Genomic DNA, 13,616 nt, shown 5'->3' on the forward strand with positions numbered 1-13,616 from the left:
GCGATACCCTTGCACCTTCACAATCATGACAGGGTCGCTTATCCTGTGGTTTTCCTTGTCCGGTAAGCATTATGGATTCTTACGATTCGTCCCCCGAACCGTTACCTGACACGTTTCCCGTCAGGGTCTGGCAGATTGTCGCGTCGATTCCCGAAGGCTATGTCACGACCTACGGCGATGTGGCTCGCCTCGCCGGTTCGCCGCGGGCTGCGCGCCAGGTAGGGGGCGTCCTGCGGCGGTTGCCCGAAGGCTCCACCCTGCCCTGGCACCGGGTGGTCAATCGCCACGGCGCGATTTCGCTCACCGGGCCGGATCTGCAGCGCCAGCGCCAGGCGCTCCTTTCAGAGGGCGTTCAGGTGTCAGGCAGCGGGAAAATCGATATGCAAAAGTACCGCTGGATCTATTAACCCCCTCCCGGGCGGAAGGGGGGCAGATTTACTGCATCTGATCAGGGGCGGGCGCGCCTGAGGTCATGGGTACGGCGGTCTGCTGGACCGGAACCAGCGTCAGATCCGCTTTGGTGCCGCCGTGGTTGATAACCTCCTGAACGGTATCGGTAATAAACATCAGCTTACCGTTGAGCGTTACCGCTGAGCTTAGCAGGATGCGGGCGTTCGGCTGGATATCGGCCGGATTATAGGGCAGCGCAAAGCTGAACGGCGCCTGCTTACCTTCGGTACGGGTGACTTTCTGCGACAGCACTTTCGACGGCGCATCCGCCAGCGACGCATCGGACAGCGTGACGGTCAGCACCGCATCCGGCGGTAAAGCGATTTTCTGGCGGATCCAGACGGTACCGGAAACGACAGGCTGTTGAACCGCGGGCTGTGCGGTGGTTACAGACGCCCCAGAGGCGGGTGCCGGTGCCGGAACGTTTGCGCTTTTCTGCGCACAGGCAGAAAGGGCGACCGCAACCGCTAAACCACTTAAGATAGCGACGAGTTTCATTATGCTCTCCTTCTTAGTCACGCAAAAAACAGGCATTTATCCCGTCATTACGCGTACTCCAAACATTTATCACTCGTTAATTATGGCAGATGTCGCACTTAATTGCCTGTAAGCACCGCATTATTCAGACTATTGCACCCATCGGACCACTTTGAAAACTGCGTTATACTCTGCCTAATCCCGTCTTCTGGGCGAACATAATTATTATTGAGGACATGTATGAGTCAGGCGCTCTCCAACTTACTTACTTTATTACACCTGGAAAAAATAGAAGAGGGATTGTTCCGCGGCCAAAGCGAAGACCTGGGATTGCGCCAGGTGTTTGGCGGCCAGGTGGTCGGCCAGGCGCTGTATGCGGCAAAAGAAACCGTGCCGACGGAACGGCTGATCCACTCCTTTCACAGCTATTTTCTGCGCCCGGGCGACAGCCAGAAGCCGATTGTCTATGACGTCGAGGTGCTGCGTGACGGCAACAGCTTCAGCGCCCGCCGCATCGCGGCCGTGCAGAACGGTAAGCCGATTTTCTACATGACGGCCTCGTTCCAGGCGCCGGAGCCGGGCTATGAGCACCAGAAAACGATGCCGCCCGCCCCCGCGCCCGACGATCTGAAATCAGAAACACATATCGCCCAGTCGCTGGCGCATTTGCTGCCGCCGCAGGTTAAAGAGAAATTTCTGTGCGAGAAACCGCTGGAGATCCGCCCGGTTGAGTTTCATAACCCGATGAAAGGCCACGTTGCCGAACCGGCCCGTCAGGTGTGGCTCCGCGCTAACGGCAACATGCCGAAGGATTTCCACATCCATCAGTCCCTGCTCGGCTATGCCTCTGATTTCAACTTTCTGCCCGTGGCGCTGCAGCCGCACGGCGTGGGTTTTCTGGAAAAAGGGATGCAGGTGGCGACCATCGATCACTCGATGTGGTTCCACCGCCCGTTCGACATGAACGACTGGCTGCTGTACAGCGTGGAGAGCACCTCAGCATCGAGCGCCCGCGGGTTTGTGCGCGGCGAGTTCTATACCCAGGACGGTATTCTGGTGGCGTCGACGGTGCAGGAAGGCGTAATGCGCAACCGCGCGGTCTGACCCCGACCCCGGAAAACCAAAAGCCTCCCGTCGGGAGGCTTTTTTCATGCTCAGGAGATAACACAGCCGATCAGGCGTTGTAGGCGTTCTCGCCGTGGCTGTTCACGTCCAGGCCTTCGCGCTCCTGCTCTTCCGGTACCCGCAGCCCGACGGTCAGGTCCGCCAGCTTATAGCCGATGAAGGCAACCACGCCGGACCAGACGATAGTGACCGCCACGCTCTCCAGCTGCACCAGCACCTGGTGCCCCATGGTGACGCCTGTCGCGTAGCCCACGCCGCCAAGCGACGTTGAGGCGAAGATCCCGGTCAGGATGCAGCCAATGATGCCGCACACGCCGTGCACGCCGAACACATCGCACGGGTCATCAACGCGCAGCCAGCGCTTGAGCGCCGTTACGCCCCACAGCCCGGCCAGCCCAGCCGCGATACCGACAATCAGCGCGCCGCCCACGCCGATGTAGCCGCAGGCTGGCGTGACCGCAACCAGGCCGGCAATCGCCCCGGAGCAGGCGCCCAGCAGAGAGGGTTTGCCGCGCAGCGCCCACTCGCCGAAAACCCAGGCCAGGATGGCCGCTGCGGTCGCCACTACGGTGTTAAGAAACGCCAGTGCGGCAATTTCGTTCGCCGCGCTGGCGGAACCCGCGTTGAAGCCGAACCAGCCGATATAAAGGATCGCCGTACCGGTAAACACCATCGGCAGGTTGTGCGGTTTAAACGCCTCTTTGCCAAAACCGACGCGTTTTCCCATCATGTACGCCCCGACGAGGCCGGCGATCGCGGCGTTGATATGAACGACGGTACCGCCCGCAAAGTCCAGCGCGCCGTGGTTTGCCAGCAGACCGCCGCCCCACACCATGTGCGCAATCGGCACATAGGAGAGGGTCATCCACACCACCACGAAAATCAGCACGGCGGAGAAGCGGATGCGTTCCGCCAGCGCGCCCACCACCAGCCCGACGGTAATGCAGGCGAAAGAGGCCTGGAAAACCACATGAATGTACTGATAGAACGTCCCCATCAGCGCTTTCAGCTCAATGTTCTTCAGCATTATCCAGTCAAAGCTGCCGAAGAAGTTGCCGCCCGTCCCGAACGCCAGGGTATAGCCGTATACCACCCACAGTACGCAAACCAGCGCAAACGTCACCGTCACCTGCGTCAGCATCGAAAGCACGTTCTTACCGCGGATCAGGCCGCCGTAGAACAGGGCAATCCCCGGCAGGGTCATAAACAGCACCAGCGCGGTACAAATCATCATAAAGGCGTTATCGGCTTTATCCGCGACGGCGGGCGCCGCCAGCGCCAGCCCCGGCAGCAGCGTCAGAACGCCGAGGGTTGTTTTCAGCAGTACTTTGTTCATGTTCTCGATCCCTATCACTGTGTGTCAGGTGTTTAAAGCGCCGCTTCGTCGGATTCGCCGGTGCGAATACGAATCACGCGCTGCAGCTCGGCGACGAAAATTTTGCCGTCGCCAATTTTGCCGGTGTAGGCCGCCTTGCTGACCACATCGATGACCTCATCGAGCTGGTCGTCCGCGATGGCGACATCGATTTTGACCTTCGGCAGGAAGTTGACGCTGTACTCCGCGCCGCGGTAAAGCTCGGCATGGCCCTTCTGGCGGCCAAACCCTTTCACCTCAGTCACGGTCAGCCCCTGAATGCCCATTGAAGACAGCGCTTCGCGAACGTCTTCAAGTTTGAATGGTTTGATTACCACGGTAACCAGCTTCATAGATCCCCTCCAGTCAGAATTCGGTAATGGCCGTCGCTCACGGCTGAGATAAAGCAATCGGCGTGCCAGAAATAAAAACGGCTGTCCTGGCGCGGGCTGACGTGCCCTGGCGGGAGGGGGATAAAAAAACGCACCATGCCGGTGCAGGGTGCGTTGAGGTTTTGCACCAGAACAGGTGCGTGTTAGCAGAGCGCCTGCGGATGGTGCATCAGGCGATAAGCGACTCTTCTTCCATGCTGGCGGCCAGCTCTTCGCCCGCCAGCTGCAGCTGATACATTTGCCAGTAGCGGCCTTTCGCTTCCAGCAGCTGCTGATGGGTCCCGCGCTCAACCGCCTGTCCGCGATGCAGCACCATGATGGTGTCCGCCTCAACGATGGTCGACAGGCGGTGGGCGATCACCACCAGCGTGGTGTGCTGACGCACCGTCGCCAGCGCCTGCTGGATAGCGCGCTCGGTACCGGAGTCGATATTGGCCGTCGCCTCATCGAGGATCAGGATCTGCGGCGTATCCACCAGCACTCTCGCCAGCGCCAGCAGCTGTTTCTGCCCGACAGAAAGATTATTGCCCTGCTCGCCAAGGCGGGTGTAGATGCCGTCGCTCAGGCCGCGCGCCATTTCCGCCAGCTGCACCGTTTCCAGCGCCTGCCAGACCTGCGCTTCGCTGATATCGCGCCCCAGCGCGACGTTGGCAAAGAGCGTGTCCGCCATCACCACCGGGTCCTGCTGCACCATGGCGACACTCTGACGCAGCGCGCTGTGGCTCAGCGACGGCAGCGGCCGACCGTCAAGGCGGATCTCGCCGCGGGTCAGCGGGTAGTATCCCATCAGCAGGCTGGCGAGCGTACTTTTGCCGCTGCCGGTGTGCCCGACCAGCGCGATAAAGCTGCGCGACGGCACCGTCAGATTGATGTCCTGCAGGACCAGACGGTCGTCGCGATAGGCGAACGAGACGTTATCAAACGCAATGGCGCCGCTTTGCAGCGGTACCGCGTCCTGGCCGTAGGTCTGCCGCGGTTTGTCCATCAGCTCGAACACGCGCTCGCCGGCAACCACCGCCTGCTGCAGCATCGACTGCTGGGTGGTCAGTTCAATCAGAGGTTCGTTAAGGCGCCCGAGGTAGCTGATAAACGCGTACAGCACCCCGACCTCAATCGTGCCGGTCGACGTCAGGCCGAACATCATCAGCAGGCCGCACAGCACCATCGACGAAAACAGGCTCAACAGCGGACGCAGCAGGAACCCGTCCAGGCGCAGCGTCTGCATCCGCGCCATATAGTGCGAACGGCTGGACTCCCCCACCCGCTCGCCGAAGCGCGCCTGCTGACGGAACTGCTGAATCACGCTCATGCCGTTGATGACTTCGTTAAAGCCGTCATTGATATCCGCCAGATAGCCGCGCACCCGGCGCACGATAGGCGTGCTGTAGCGCTGATAAATCACCATCACCACCAGCACCGCCGGGAAAATGGCGATCGCCACCAGCGCCATGCGCCAGTCGAGGCTGAACATTGCCACCAGCATCGCGCCAATCAGCGCCGCGCTGCGCAGCACCGTCGCCACCACGGTGACGTAGAGATCGCGAATCACCTCCGTGTCGTTGGTGACGCGAGAGATAAGCTGTCCGACCGGCTGCACGTCAAACTCGCTGAGCGGCTGGCGCAGCGCGGCGTCCATCACGTCGGTGCGTAGCTGCTGCACCACGCCGACCGCCGCGCGGTTAAACAGCAGCGACTGCGCATAATGCAGCGATGCCGCCAGCAGCTGGAGGCACACATAGGCCGCCGCCAGCCCCGCGACGATCCTCCAGGGCAGGTCGCCTTTCGCCACCATGTTGTCGATAAAATAGCTTATCAGCAGCGGTCCGCTCACCTCGGCCGCCGCCGCGACCCACAGGAGAACAACGCCAATCGCCATGGGTTTTCGCCACGGCGAACCGTAGGCCAGAAGGCGTTTAAGGGTAGGCCAGAGCTGGCCAAAATTACGCATCCGCCGCCTCCTCATCCTGCGCCTGCGGCACGTCGTTGAGCGCCGCCTCCAGCTGCTGATAGCGATACATATCGCGATACCAGCCCGCCTGCGCCACCAGCTGCTCGTGCTGCCCGCGCTGGGCGATATGCCCGTGCTGCATGACCACGATTTCGCTGGCCTCGGTCAGCGCCGAGAGGCGGTGGGCGCTGATAATCACCGTCCGGCCCTCGCCCCACTGGCGCAGGTTATGCAGGATCTGATGTTCGGTACGGCCATCGACCGCCGACAGCGCGTCATCAAGAATGAGGATCTCGGCATCCAGCAGCAGCGCGCGGGCGATCGAAATACGCTGTTTCTGCCCGCCGGAGAGCATCACGCCGCGCTCGCCCACTTCGGTTTCATACCCCTGCGGCAGACGCAGAATATCGTCGTGCACGCTGGCAAGCCGGGCGACATGTTCAATCTCCTGCCGGGTGGCGCCCGGCTTACCCAGCGCAATATTGCTGGCCACCGTGTCGGAGAACAGAAACGGCGTCTGATTGACCACCGCCAGCCGGCTGCGCCAGCTGTCGAGCTGCAGCTGCGTGAGCGGGATATCGTGGAAGCGAATCTCCCCCTGCTCAACGTCAAAATGCCGCTGGATAAGCGACAGGACGGTGGTTTTACCGGCGCCGGTCGGGCCGCAGATCCCCAGCATCTGGCCGGGCTGCAGTGTGATATTGACGTTGCACAGCGTCGCTTTATCCGTTTGCGGGTAGCGGAATTCGCGAATGGCGACATTCAGCGCGCCGCGCCCTGACGGCGCCGGAACGCTGCCGTCATTCACCACCGGCGCTTCCGCCAGCATCGCGCGGATACGGCTGTAGGCGGCGCTGCCGCGCTCAACGATGTTAAACATCCACGCCAGCGCCAGCATCGGCCAAATCATCAGCCCGAGGTACATCATAAAGCTGGTCAGCTGTCCGAGGGTCATGCTGCCGTGCACCACCATCCAGCTGCCGCCAGCTATTGCCAGCAGGTTGGCCATCCCGATGGCGATATAGATAGTCGGGTCAAAGCGCGCATCAATGCGCGCCACACGCATATTTTTCGCGCCGGTATCGGCCGCCTCCGCCGCAAACTGCGCCGACTGGCGGTCTTCAAGACCAAACGCTTTGATCATGCGAATGCTGGTGAGGCTCTCCTGAGTCCGATCGTTCAGCCCTGAAAACGCGGCCTGCGCCAGCTTGAAGCGGTCGTGGAGCATATCGCCATAGCGCTTAATCACCAGCGCCATAATCGGCATTGGCACCAGCGCCAGCAGCGTGAGCTGCCAGCTTATCTGCGTGGACATGACGATAAGCACCGCGCAGCCCATCACCAGCGAGTCCACCAGCGTCAGCACGCCCTCGCCGGCGGCGAATACCACGCGGTCAACGTCGTTGGTCGCCCGCGCCATTAAATCGCCGGTACGGTGACGCAGGTAAAACTCCGGATGCTGGCGGCTCAGCTGGCGGTAGAAATCTTCCCGCAGCTCCACCGCCAGCTGGTAGGAGGCGCCAAACAGCAGCACGCGCCAGACGTACCGCAGCAGGTAAACCACCACGGCAATCAGCAGAAGCGTCGCCACCCACATCAACACCTGCGAAGCGGTGTAATGCTGTCGGATGACGCCATCCACCACATATCCCACCACCTTCGGCGGAATAAGCTGCAGAATGGCAATAATAATCAGCAGGCACACCGCGCCGAGATAGCGGCGCCATTCCCGGCGGAAATACCAGCTTAATTGAGCAAAAAGTCGCACGCGAAGAGATCCAAAGTCTTAATAAGAGATTATTCAACCGGTAAGGCAGTAGTGTATTTAATCTGTTCCATGGCAAAGCTTGAGGTCACATCGGTCAAGCCGGGCACGCTGTTCACCAGGCGTTTATAAAAGTCGTCATAGCGCTTCATGTCCGCGACCTGAACGCGCAGCAGGTAGTCATACTCCCCCGCCATTCGCCAGAAGCCGAGCACTTCAGGCATCTGCGTCACCTCCGTGACAAAGCGGCAGTACCAGTCGCTGCTGTGGTGCTGGGTTTTGATCAGCACAAACGCCGTCAGCCCCAGCCCGAGTTTTTCCGCATCCAGCAGCGCGACCCGCCCGAGGAGAATGCCCTCATCCTCGAGGCGTTTCAGCCGCTTCCAGCAGGGGGTGGTGGTCAGATTAACGGCATCGGCCAACGCCTGCAAAGAGAGGGTGCAGTCCTCCTGCAGGAGCGCCAGCAGCCTGCGGTCAATTTTATCTATCATAAGCCACTCGCAGAGAAATTTTTTCTCTGTTAATTGTATTTCAAAGGCTAAATAGCAACAATTTTTTCTGTGCTTTCCGCTATGCTGGGCACAAAATGACAAACAGGAATTAATGATGAACAGCGCCTGGGTTAAACATGCCATCAGTGAAATTAACGCCGACTACCAGCGTTCGGCCGACACGCACCTTATCCGCCTCGCGCTGCCGGCGTTTCCGGGCGTGCAGCTCTATCTTAAGGATGAGAGCACGCATCCGACCGGCAGCCTGAAGCACCGACTGGCGCGCTCATTGTTCCTGTACGGCCTGTGCAACGGCTGGATCAACGAAGGGACGACGATTATCGAATCCTCCTCGGGCTCCACCGCCGTCTCTGAGGCCTACTTCGCCCGCCTGCTTGGCCTGCCGTTTATTGCGGTAATGCCGTCATGTACGGCGAAGCGCAAAATCGAGCAGATCGAATTCTACGGCGGACGCTGCCATTTTGTGGAAAGCGCCTGCGAGATCTACGCCGCCTCGGAAATGCTAGCCCGTGAGCTCAACGGTCACTATATGGACCAGTTCACCTACGCCGAGCGCGCCACCGACTGGCGCGGCAACAACAATATCGCCGACAGCATCTTCCGTCAGATGGCCCACGAGCCAAACCCGGTTCCGGCCTGGGTGGTGATGAGCGCTGGTACCGGCGGCACCTCGGCGACGATCGGCCGCTATATCCGCTGTCAGGGCTATGACACCCAGCTGATGGTGGTGGACCCGCAGAACTCGGTGTTTCTCGACTACTGGCAGCAGCGCGATGCGAACCTGCGAAGCCCGGTCGGCAGCAAAATTGAAGGCATTGGCCGCCCGCGCGTCGAGCCCTCTTTCATTCCCGACGTCGTGGACGAGATGCTGCGCGTACCAGACGCCGCAAGCGTCGCCACCGCGCAGTGGCTGGAGGGCCAGCTTGGCCGTAAGGTTGGCGCCTCCACCGGCACCAATATGTGGGGCGCCCTGCAGCTGGCGGCGCGGATGCGCGACGAAGGGCGCAGCGGTTCGATAGTCACCCTGCTGTGCGACAGCGGCGAACGCTACCTTGAGACCTATTACAACCCGCAGTGGGTTGCCGCCAGTATTGGCGATTTAACGCCGTGGACCGCGCAGCTCGCAGCGCTGACGAAATAAAAAAAGGCCGGGGAAGAGAGCTTCCCCGGCCTGCTGGAAGGGTCTCATTATTCGGGGGAATAAGGTAGATTCGGTGTGTCCAGCAAATGGTTCAAAAAGTGGGATACCGCCTGGTTCCGGCAGTGTCCGATAACCGGTAAATGGGGCAGCGCGGCCTTCAGCTGCGGCATGGCGTTCCCCATAATGACGCCCTGCCCGACCAGCCCCAGCATTTCACGATCGTTCATGGCGTCGCCGAAGGCGATACACTCCGCCATACCCACGCCGAGATGTTCGCTCAACACCGACAGCGCAGCGCCTTTGTTGCAGCCGTTTGGCAATATTTCCAGGCAATCTACCGCGGAGAAGCACAGGTGAGCGCGCTCGCCCAGCACCTCGTTTAGCTGAATGCGCAGGCGGCAAAGATCGTCATGATCGCCGCAGAAGCAGATTTTGGTGACGTCATGGGCAGGCAGCCGCTTCAGATCGCGCAGCTGATAACGAAAACCGCTGTACACATGGGCATGCAGCATTTCCGGGATCTCCTGGCCGGTCATCCAACCAGAATCGTTAAACACGTGCATACTGGCCTGCGTATCCCAACGGCTGTGCAATACCAGGTCCGCCACTTCCGGCGCCAGATCGCGGCGGTGCAAAACCTCGCCTTCCAGAGAATGAATGCGGGTGCCGTTGCCGGTTATCAGGAAGGCATCAAGGGAAAAATTGCCGATGATATGCCGCATCTCCAGCACGTGCCGCCCGGTCGCGAACGTCAGCGTGATATCACGCTCGTGAAGCCGCTTGAGCGTCGACAGCGTTTGCGCGCCAAAGCGATGGTCAGGCATCAACAGCGTGCCGTCCATATCAAATGCAGCCAGTCTTGCCATTATCTTCCCCAGAGTGTGATAGCTCATGCTTGCGCAAAATTATTGCCTGAGATATACGGAAGGAATAGTGAATAGATGATATTTATTGTTCCGGGTTTTAGCATTCAGGATCGTCGCCTATGCGTCAGCTCAACCGTCTTAATCAGTTCCAGCGCCTGTGGCAGCCCTCCTCCGGCGCGCCGCAGCAGGCGACCATCGCCGAGCTCGCCGCCCGCTGCTTTTGCAGCGAGCGCCATGTGCGCACCCTGCTGCGCCAGGCCGAGGAGGCGGGCTGGCTGCGCTGGCAGGCGCAGTCCGGGCGCGGCAAGCGCGGCACCCTGAGCTTTCTGATCAGCCCGGAATCGCTGCGCAATGAGATGATGGAGCAGGCCCTGCAGCACGGCCAGCAGCAGAACGCGCTCGAGCTCGCCCAGCTCGCCCCCGTGGAGCTGCGGGCGCTGCTGCACCCGTTTCTCGGCGGGCAGTGGCAAAACAACACGCCAACGCTGCGCATTCCCTATTACCGCCCTCTTGAGCCTCTGCGCCCGGGTTTTCTGCCCGGCCGCGCCGAACAGCATCTCGTCGGGCAGATTTTCTCCGGCCTGACGCGATTCGACCCGCAGACCGTCGAACCGGTCGGCGACCTGGCGCACCACTGGGAGGTTTCCGACGGCGGGCTGCGCTGGCATTTTTATATTCGCTCCACCCTGCACTGGCATAACGGCGACCCGGTCACCACCGGGCAGCTGCGCCAACGTCTGACAATGCTGCTTGCCCAACCGACGCTGCAAAAGCTGTTTGCCAGCGTCAAGCAGATTGACATAACCCACGCGCAGTGTCTGACCTTCACGCTGCACCACCCGGATTTCTGGCTGGCGCACCGGCTGGCAAGCTACTGCAGCGTGCTGGCGCACCCGGAATACCCCTCCTGCGGCACCGGGCCGTTTCGCCTCAAGCTCTTTGAGCCGGAACTGGTGCGCCTTGAGAGCCATCACCGCTACCATCTGGGTCACCCGCTGCTGCAGGCGATTGAGTACTGGATAACGCCGCAGCTTTTTGAGCAAAATCTCGGCACCAGCTGTCGCCATCCGGTACAGATAGCCATCGGCGAACCGGACGAACTGCGCAAGCTTCAGCTGGTCAGCAACAGCATCAGCCTGGGATTTTGCTATCTCACCCTGCGTAAGAGCGAGCGGCTGAACGCCGCCCAGGCGCAGAAGCTGATCTCGCTTATCCACCACACCTCGCTGCTGCAGACGCTGCCGCTGGATGAAAACCTGATTACCCCAACCCAGGAGCTGCTGCCGGGATGGCGCATACCGGAAACGCCCCCCTGCGACGACATCGCGTTTCCCCCTGCCCTGACGCTGCTGTATCACCTGCCCGTCGAACTGCATACGATGGCCGAACAGCTCAGGCTGGCGCTGGCGGCCCACGGCTGCGAGCTGACGGTGATATTTCACGACGCGAAAATCTGGGACGGCTGCCCGCAGCTTGCCAGCGCAGACCTAATGATGGGCGACCGCCTGATTGGCGAAGCGCCGGAGTTTACCCTTGAGCAATGGCTGCGCTGCGACCCGCTGTGGCCGCACCTGCTCAGCCACGCGCAATACGCCCATCTGCAGACCACGCTGGATGCCGTGCAGCGCCAGCAGGATGCGCCCTCGCGCAACGCCGCCCTGCAGAATGTCTTTGAGCAACTGATGCGCACGGCGACGCTGACGCCGCTGTTCAACTACCAGTATCAAATCAGCGCGCCGCCGGGCGTCAACGGCATTCGCCTGAATGCCCGGGGATGGTTCGATTTCGCCGAGGCGTGGCTACCGGCGTCGTCGTGAAGCTGGTCGGCGGTAAGCGAAGGCGCTACCATAACGCTTTCGAATAATAAACAGGATTTACCATGAAACGCGCCGTTGTGGTTTTTAGCGGAGGACAAGACTCCACCACCTGCCTGGTGCAGGCCCTGCAGCAGTACGATGAAGTACACTGCGTGACGTTTGACTACGGGCAGCGCCACCGCGCGGAAATCGACGTCGCCCGCACGCTCGCCCTGCAACTCGGCGCCCGTGCCCATAAGGTGCTGGACGTAACGCTGCTCAACGAACTGGCCGTCAGCAGCCTGACACGCGACAGCATCCCGGTGCCGGACTACGAACCGGATGCCGACGGAATTCCGAACACCTTCGTGCCGGGACGCAATATTCTGTTCCTCACCCTGACCGCTATCTATGCGTATCAGGTCAAAGCTGAAGCGGTCATTACCGGGGTCTGCGAAACCGACTTTTCCGGCTACCCGGACTGCCGCGACGAGTTCGTGAAAGCGCTGAATCACGCGGTAAACCTCGGTATGGCGAAAGATATCCGCTTCGAAACGCCTCTGATGTGGCTGGATAAAGCCCAGACCTGGGCGCTGGCGGACTACTGGGGCAAGCTGGATCTGGTGCGTAACGAAACGCTGACCTGTTACAACGGGGTAAAAGGCGATGGCTGCGGACAATGCGCCGCCTGCAATCTGCGCAGCAATGGTCTCAGCCACTACTTTGCCGATAAGCCTGCGGTAATGGCGGCGATGAAAGCCAAAACCGGGCTGAAGTAAACGCGCGGGTCCCCGGGCCACCATCCGCCGGGGACCGCTGTCCTTATGCCACCATCTGTTCCAGATGGGTCCGCAGTTCCCCTTCCAGCGGCAGCGCTTTTTGCGTTTTCAGATCGATACACACGAAGGTAATCAGCGCATCCGCCACCACATCGCCGTCGGGCTCAAGCGTCACCACCTGGCTCAATACGCCGCTTTTGCCGTTCAACTGCTGTACTTTGCTGCTGACGGTAAGTACGTCGCCCAGCACCGCCGGGCGACGATAGTTAATGTTGATGTTCACCACGACAAAGGCGATGTGGTTCGCCGTCATCCATTGAAAACCGGCATGATTCTCCAGCCCGTCCCAGCGGGCCTCTTCGAGAAACTCGAGATAGCGGGCATTGTTTACGTGCTGATAAACATCCAGGTGATAGCCACGAACTTTGATTTGTGTCTGCATAGCGCACTCGCCTTATTGATTTGTTGTTATAGGATCAGAGGCCGCACCACTGGTACGACCTCCCTAGTCTGGCAAATTTTTGCAACTGTGCAAACTCAAAACGGCGTCAGAGCATCAGATGTGCAAGATTTCGCTCCACCAGCGCGCTGCCTAACCCCGGGACCTGCCGCAGGTCGTCCAGCGTTTTAAACGGACCGTACTCTTCCCGGTAGCTGACGATCGCCTGCGCTTTTTTCAGCCCGACGCCGTTCATGGCGTGAGCAAGCTCCTCCGCGCTGGCGCTGTTGATGCTGACCTTGCTCGCCTCCCCCGTCGGCGCGTCTGCCGGCGCGGTGGTTTTTGCCGCCGCTGGCGGCGTCTGCGGTGCCTTCTGGCCGACCTGCGCTTTGGCCTCCGCCGGAGCGGCAAACGCGGTATGGCTAACCCCGGCGCAAAGGAAAACGGTAGCGAAAATAAGGGCATTGATTCCAGGTTTCATGCTGTTTCTCCTTGTTTGTTGACAGCGAGGCCACGATACCCGGCGCGAGAAACCCGTACAAAAGGCAAAAGCTAAAAATGGAAAAGGCCGC

The 13,616-nt window shown here is 60.4% G+C and carries 14 protein-coding genes; 5 read left to right on the top strand and 9 right to left on the bottom strand.

Annotated features, from left to right (window positions below):
* Positions 1-71 precede the first annotated feature (71 nt).
* The gene (locus ENTCL_RS16700; protein ID WP_013367324.1) at positions 72-407 is read left to right on the top strand and encodes an MGMT family protein; all 336 of its coding nucleotides are present in this window, start codon (positions 72-74) and stop codon (positions 405-407) included.
* 28 nt (positions 408-435) lie between these two features.
* Here the strand turns inward: ENTCL_RS16700 and ENTCL_RS16705 are convergent, their stop codons facing one another.
* Positions 436-948 (bottom strand): YbaY family lipoprotein, encoded by a 513-nt coding sequence (locus ENTCL_RS16705; protein WP_013367325.1) that lies wholly within the window; start codon positions 946-948, stop codon positions 436-438.
* Positions 949-1,167: 219 nt separating this feature from the next.
* Between ENTCL_RS16705 and tesB the strand changes: the two genes are divergently transcribed.
* A complete protein-coding gene (gene tesB, locus ENTCL_RS16710; RefSeq protein ID WP_013367326.1) occupies positions 1,168-2,031 on the top strand; it encodes an acyl-CoA thioesterase II in 864 nt (287 codons plus the stop codon).
* Between the two features lie 70 nt (positions 2,032-2,101).
* On the opposite strand, the gene amtB is transcribed toward tesB, so the two are convergent.
* From amtB to ENTCL_RS16735, 5 genes are all read right to left on the bottom strand, one after another.
* Positions 2,102-3,388, bottom strand: a complete 1,287-nt coding sequence (amtB, locus tag ENTCL_RS16715) for an ammonium transporter AmtB (protein ID WP_013367327.1) — start codon at positions 3,386-3,388, stop codon at positions 2,102-2,104.
* 32 nt (positions 3,389-3,420) lie between these two features.
* A complete protein-coding gene (gene glnK / locus ENTCL_RS16720) occupies positions 3,421-3,759 on the bottom strand; it encodes a P-II family nitrogen regulator (protein WP_006809867.1) in 339 nt (112 codons plus the stop codon).
* Positions 3,760-3,967: 208 nt separating this feature from the next.
* Positions 3,968-5,746: a SmdB family multidrug efflux ABC transporter permease/ATP-binding protein gene (locus tag ENTCL_RS16725; protein ID WP_013367328.1), complete on the bottom strand. Its 1,779-nt coding sequence runs from the start codon at positions 5,744-5,746 to the stop codon at positions 3,968-3,970.
* Positions 5,739-7,514 carry a SmdA family multidrug ABC transporter permease/ATP-binding protein gene (locus tag ENTCL_RS16730; RefSeq protein WP_013367329.1) on the bottom strand — a complete coding sequence of 592 codons (1,776 nt, stop codon included), beginning with the start codon at positions 7,512-7,514 and terminating at the stop codon, positions 5,739-5,741. Before ENTCL_RS16730 ends, ENTCL_RS16725 begins: the two co-directional genes overlap by 8 nt.
* A gap of 29 nt (positions 7,515-7,543) precedes the next feature.
* Positions 7,544-8,002: an Lrp/AsnC family transcriptional regulator gene (locus ENTCL_RS16735; protein ID WP_013367330.1), complete on the bottom strand. Its 459-nt coding sequence runs from the start codon at positions 8,000-8,002 to the stop codon at positions 7,544-7,546.
* A 112-nt stretch (positions 8,003-8,114) separates the two neighbouring features.
* Here ENTCL_RS16735 and ENTCL_RS16740 point away from each other — a divergent pair, with 112 nt between their 5' ends.
* Positions 8,115-9,164, top strand: a complete 1,050-nt coding sequence (locus ENTCL_RS16740; protein ID WP_238981756.1) for a PLP-dependent cysteine synthase family protein — start codon at positions 8,115-8,117, stop codon at positions 9,162-9,164.
* 47 nt (positions 9,165-9,211) lie between these two features.
* On the opposite strand, the gene cof is transcribed toward ENTCL_RS16740, so the two are convergent.
* Positions 9,212-10,030: an HMP-PP phosphatase gene (cof, locus tag ENTCL_RS16745; protein WP_013367332.1), complete on the bottom strand. Its 819-nt coding sequence runs from the start codon at positions 10,028-10,030 to the stop codon at positions 9,212-9,214.
* A 119-nt stretch (positions 10,031-10,149) separates the two neighbouring features.
* On the opposite strand from cof, the gene ENTCL_RS16750 reads away from it, so the two are divergent.
* Together ENTCL_RS16750 and queC are read left to right on the top strand one after the other, a co-directional pair.
* Entirely contained in the window at positions 10,150-11,847 is a 1,698-nt protein-coding gene (locus ENTCL_RS16750; RefSeq protein WP_013367333.1) for an SgrR family transcriptional regulator, read from the top strand.
* Positions 11,848-11,909: 62 nt separating this feature from the next.
* On the top strand, positions 11,910-12,605 hold the full coding sequence (queC, locus tag ENTCL_RS16755; protein ID WP_013367334.1) for a 7-cyano-7-deazaguanine synthase QueC: 696 nt from the start codon (positions 11,910-11,912) through the stop codon (positions 12,603-12,605).
* 43 nt (positions 12,606-12,648) lie between these two features.
* Here queC and ENTCL_RS16760 read toward each other — a convergent pair whose 3' ends face one another.
* A complete protein-coding gene (locus tag ENTCL_RS16760; protein ID WP_013367335.1) occupies positions 12,649-13,047 on the bottom strand; it encodes a YbgC/FadM family acyl-CoA thioesterase in 399 nt (132 codons plus the stop codon).
* Between the two features lie 106 nt (positions 13,048-13,153).
* Positions 13,154-13,525 (bottom strand): helix-hairpin-helix domain-containing protein, encoded by a 372-nt coding sequence (locus ENTCL_RS16765; protein WP_013367336.1) that lies wholly within the window; start codon positions 13,523-13,525, stop codon positions 13,154-13,156.
* Positions 13,526-13,616: the final 91 nt, after the last annotated feature.

This window comes from [Enterobacter] lignolyticus SCF1 (assembly GCF_000164865.1).
Lineage (GTDB): Bacteria > Pseudomonadota > Gammaproteobacteria > Enterobacterales > Enterobacteriaceae > Enterobacter_B > Enterobacter_B lignolyticus.

Coding starts and splice junctions, on each gene's coding strand:
- ENTCL_RS16700 (WP_013367324.1), top strand. CDS start 72: ATGGATTCTTACGATTCGTCCCCCGAACCGTTACCTGACACGTTTCCC.
- ENTCL_RS16705 (WP_013367325.1), bottom strand. CDS start 948: ATGAAACTCGTCGCTATCTTAAGTGGTTTAGCGGTTGCGGTCGCCCTT.
- tesB (WP_013367326.1), top strand. CDS start 1,168: ATGAGTCAGGCGCTCTCCAACTTACTTACTTTATTACACCTGGAAAAA.
- amtB (WP_013367327.1), bottom strand. CDS start 3,388: ATGAACAAAGTACTGCTGAAAACAACCCTCGGCGTTCTGACGCTGCTG.
- glnK (WP_006809867.1), bottom strand. CDS start 3,759: ATGAAGCTGGTTACCGTGGTAATCAAACCATTCAAACTTGAAGACGTT.
- ENTCL_RS16725 (WP_013367328.1), bottom strand. CDS start 5,746: ATGCGTAATTTTGGCCAGCTCTGGCCTACCCTTAAACGCCTTCTGGCC.
- ENTCL_RS16735 (WP_013367330.1), bottom strand. CDS start 8,002: ATGATAGATAAAATTGACCGCAGGCTGCTGGCGCTCCTGCAGGAGGAC.
- ENTCL_RS16740 (WP_238981756.1), top strand. CDS start 8,115: ATGATGAACAGCGCCTGGGTTAAACATGCCATCAGTGAAATTAACGCC.
- cof (WP_013367332.1), bottom strand. CDS start 10,030: ATGGCAAGACTGGCTGCATTTGATATGGACGGCACGCTGTTGATGCCT.
- ENTCL_RS16750 (WP_013367333.1), top strand. CDS start 10,150: ATGCGTCAGCTCAACCGTCTTAATCAGTTCCAGCGCCTGTGGCAGCCC.
- queC (WP_013367334.1), top strand. CDS start 11,910: ATGAAACGCGCCGTTGTGGTTTTTAGCGGAGGACAAGACTCCACCACC.
- ENTCL_RS16760 (WP_013367335.1), bottom strand. CDS start 13,047: ATGCAGACACAAATCAAAGTTCGTGGCTATCACCTGGATGTTTATCAG.
- ENTCL_RS16765 (WP_013367336.1), bottom strand. CDS start 13,525: ATGAAACCTGGAATCAATGCCCTTATTTTCGCTACCGTTTTCCTTTGC.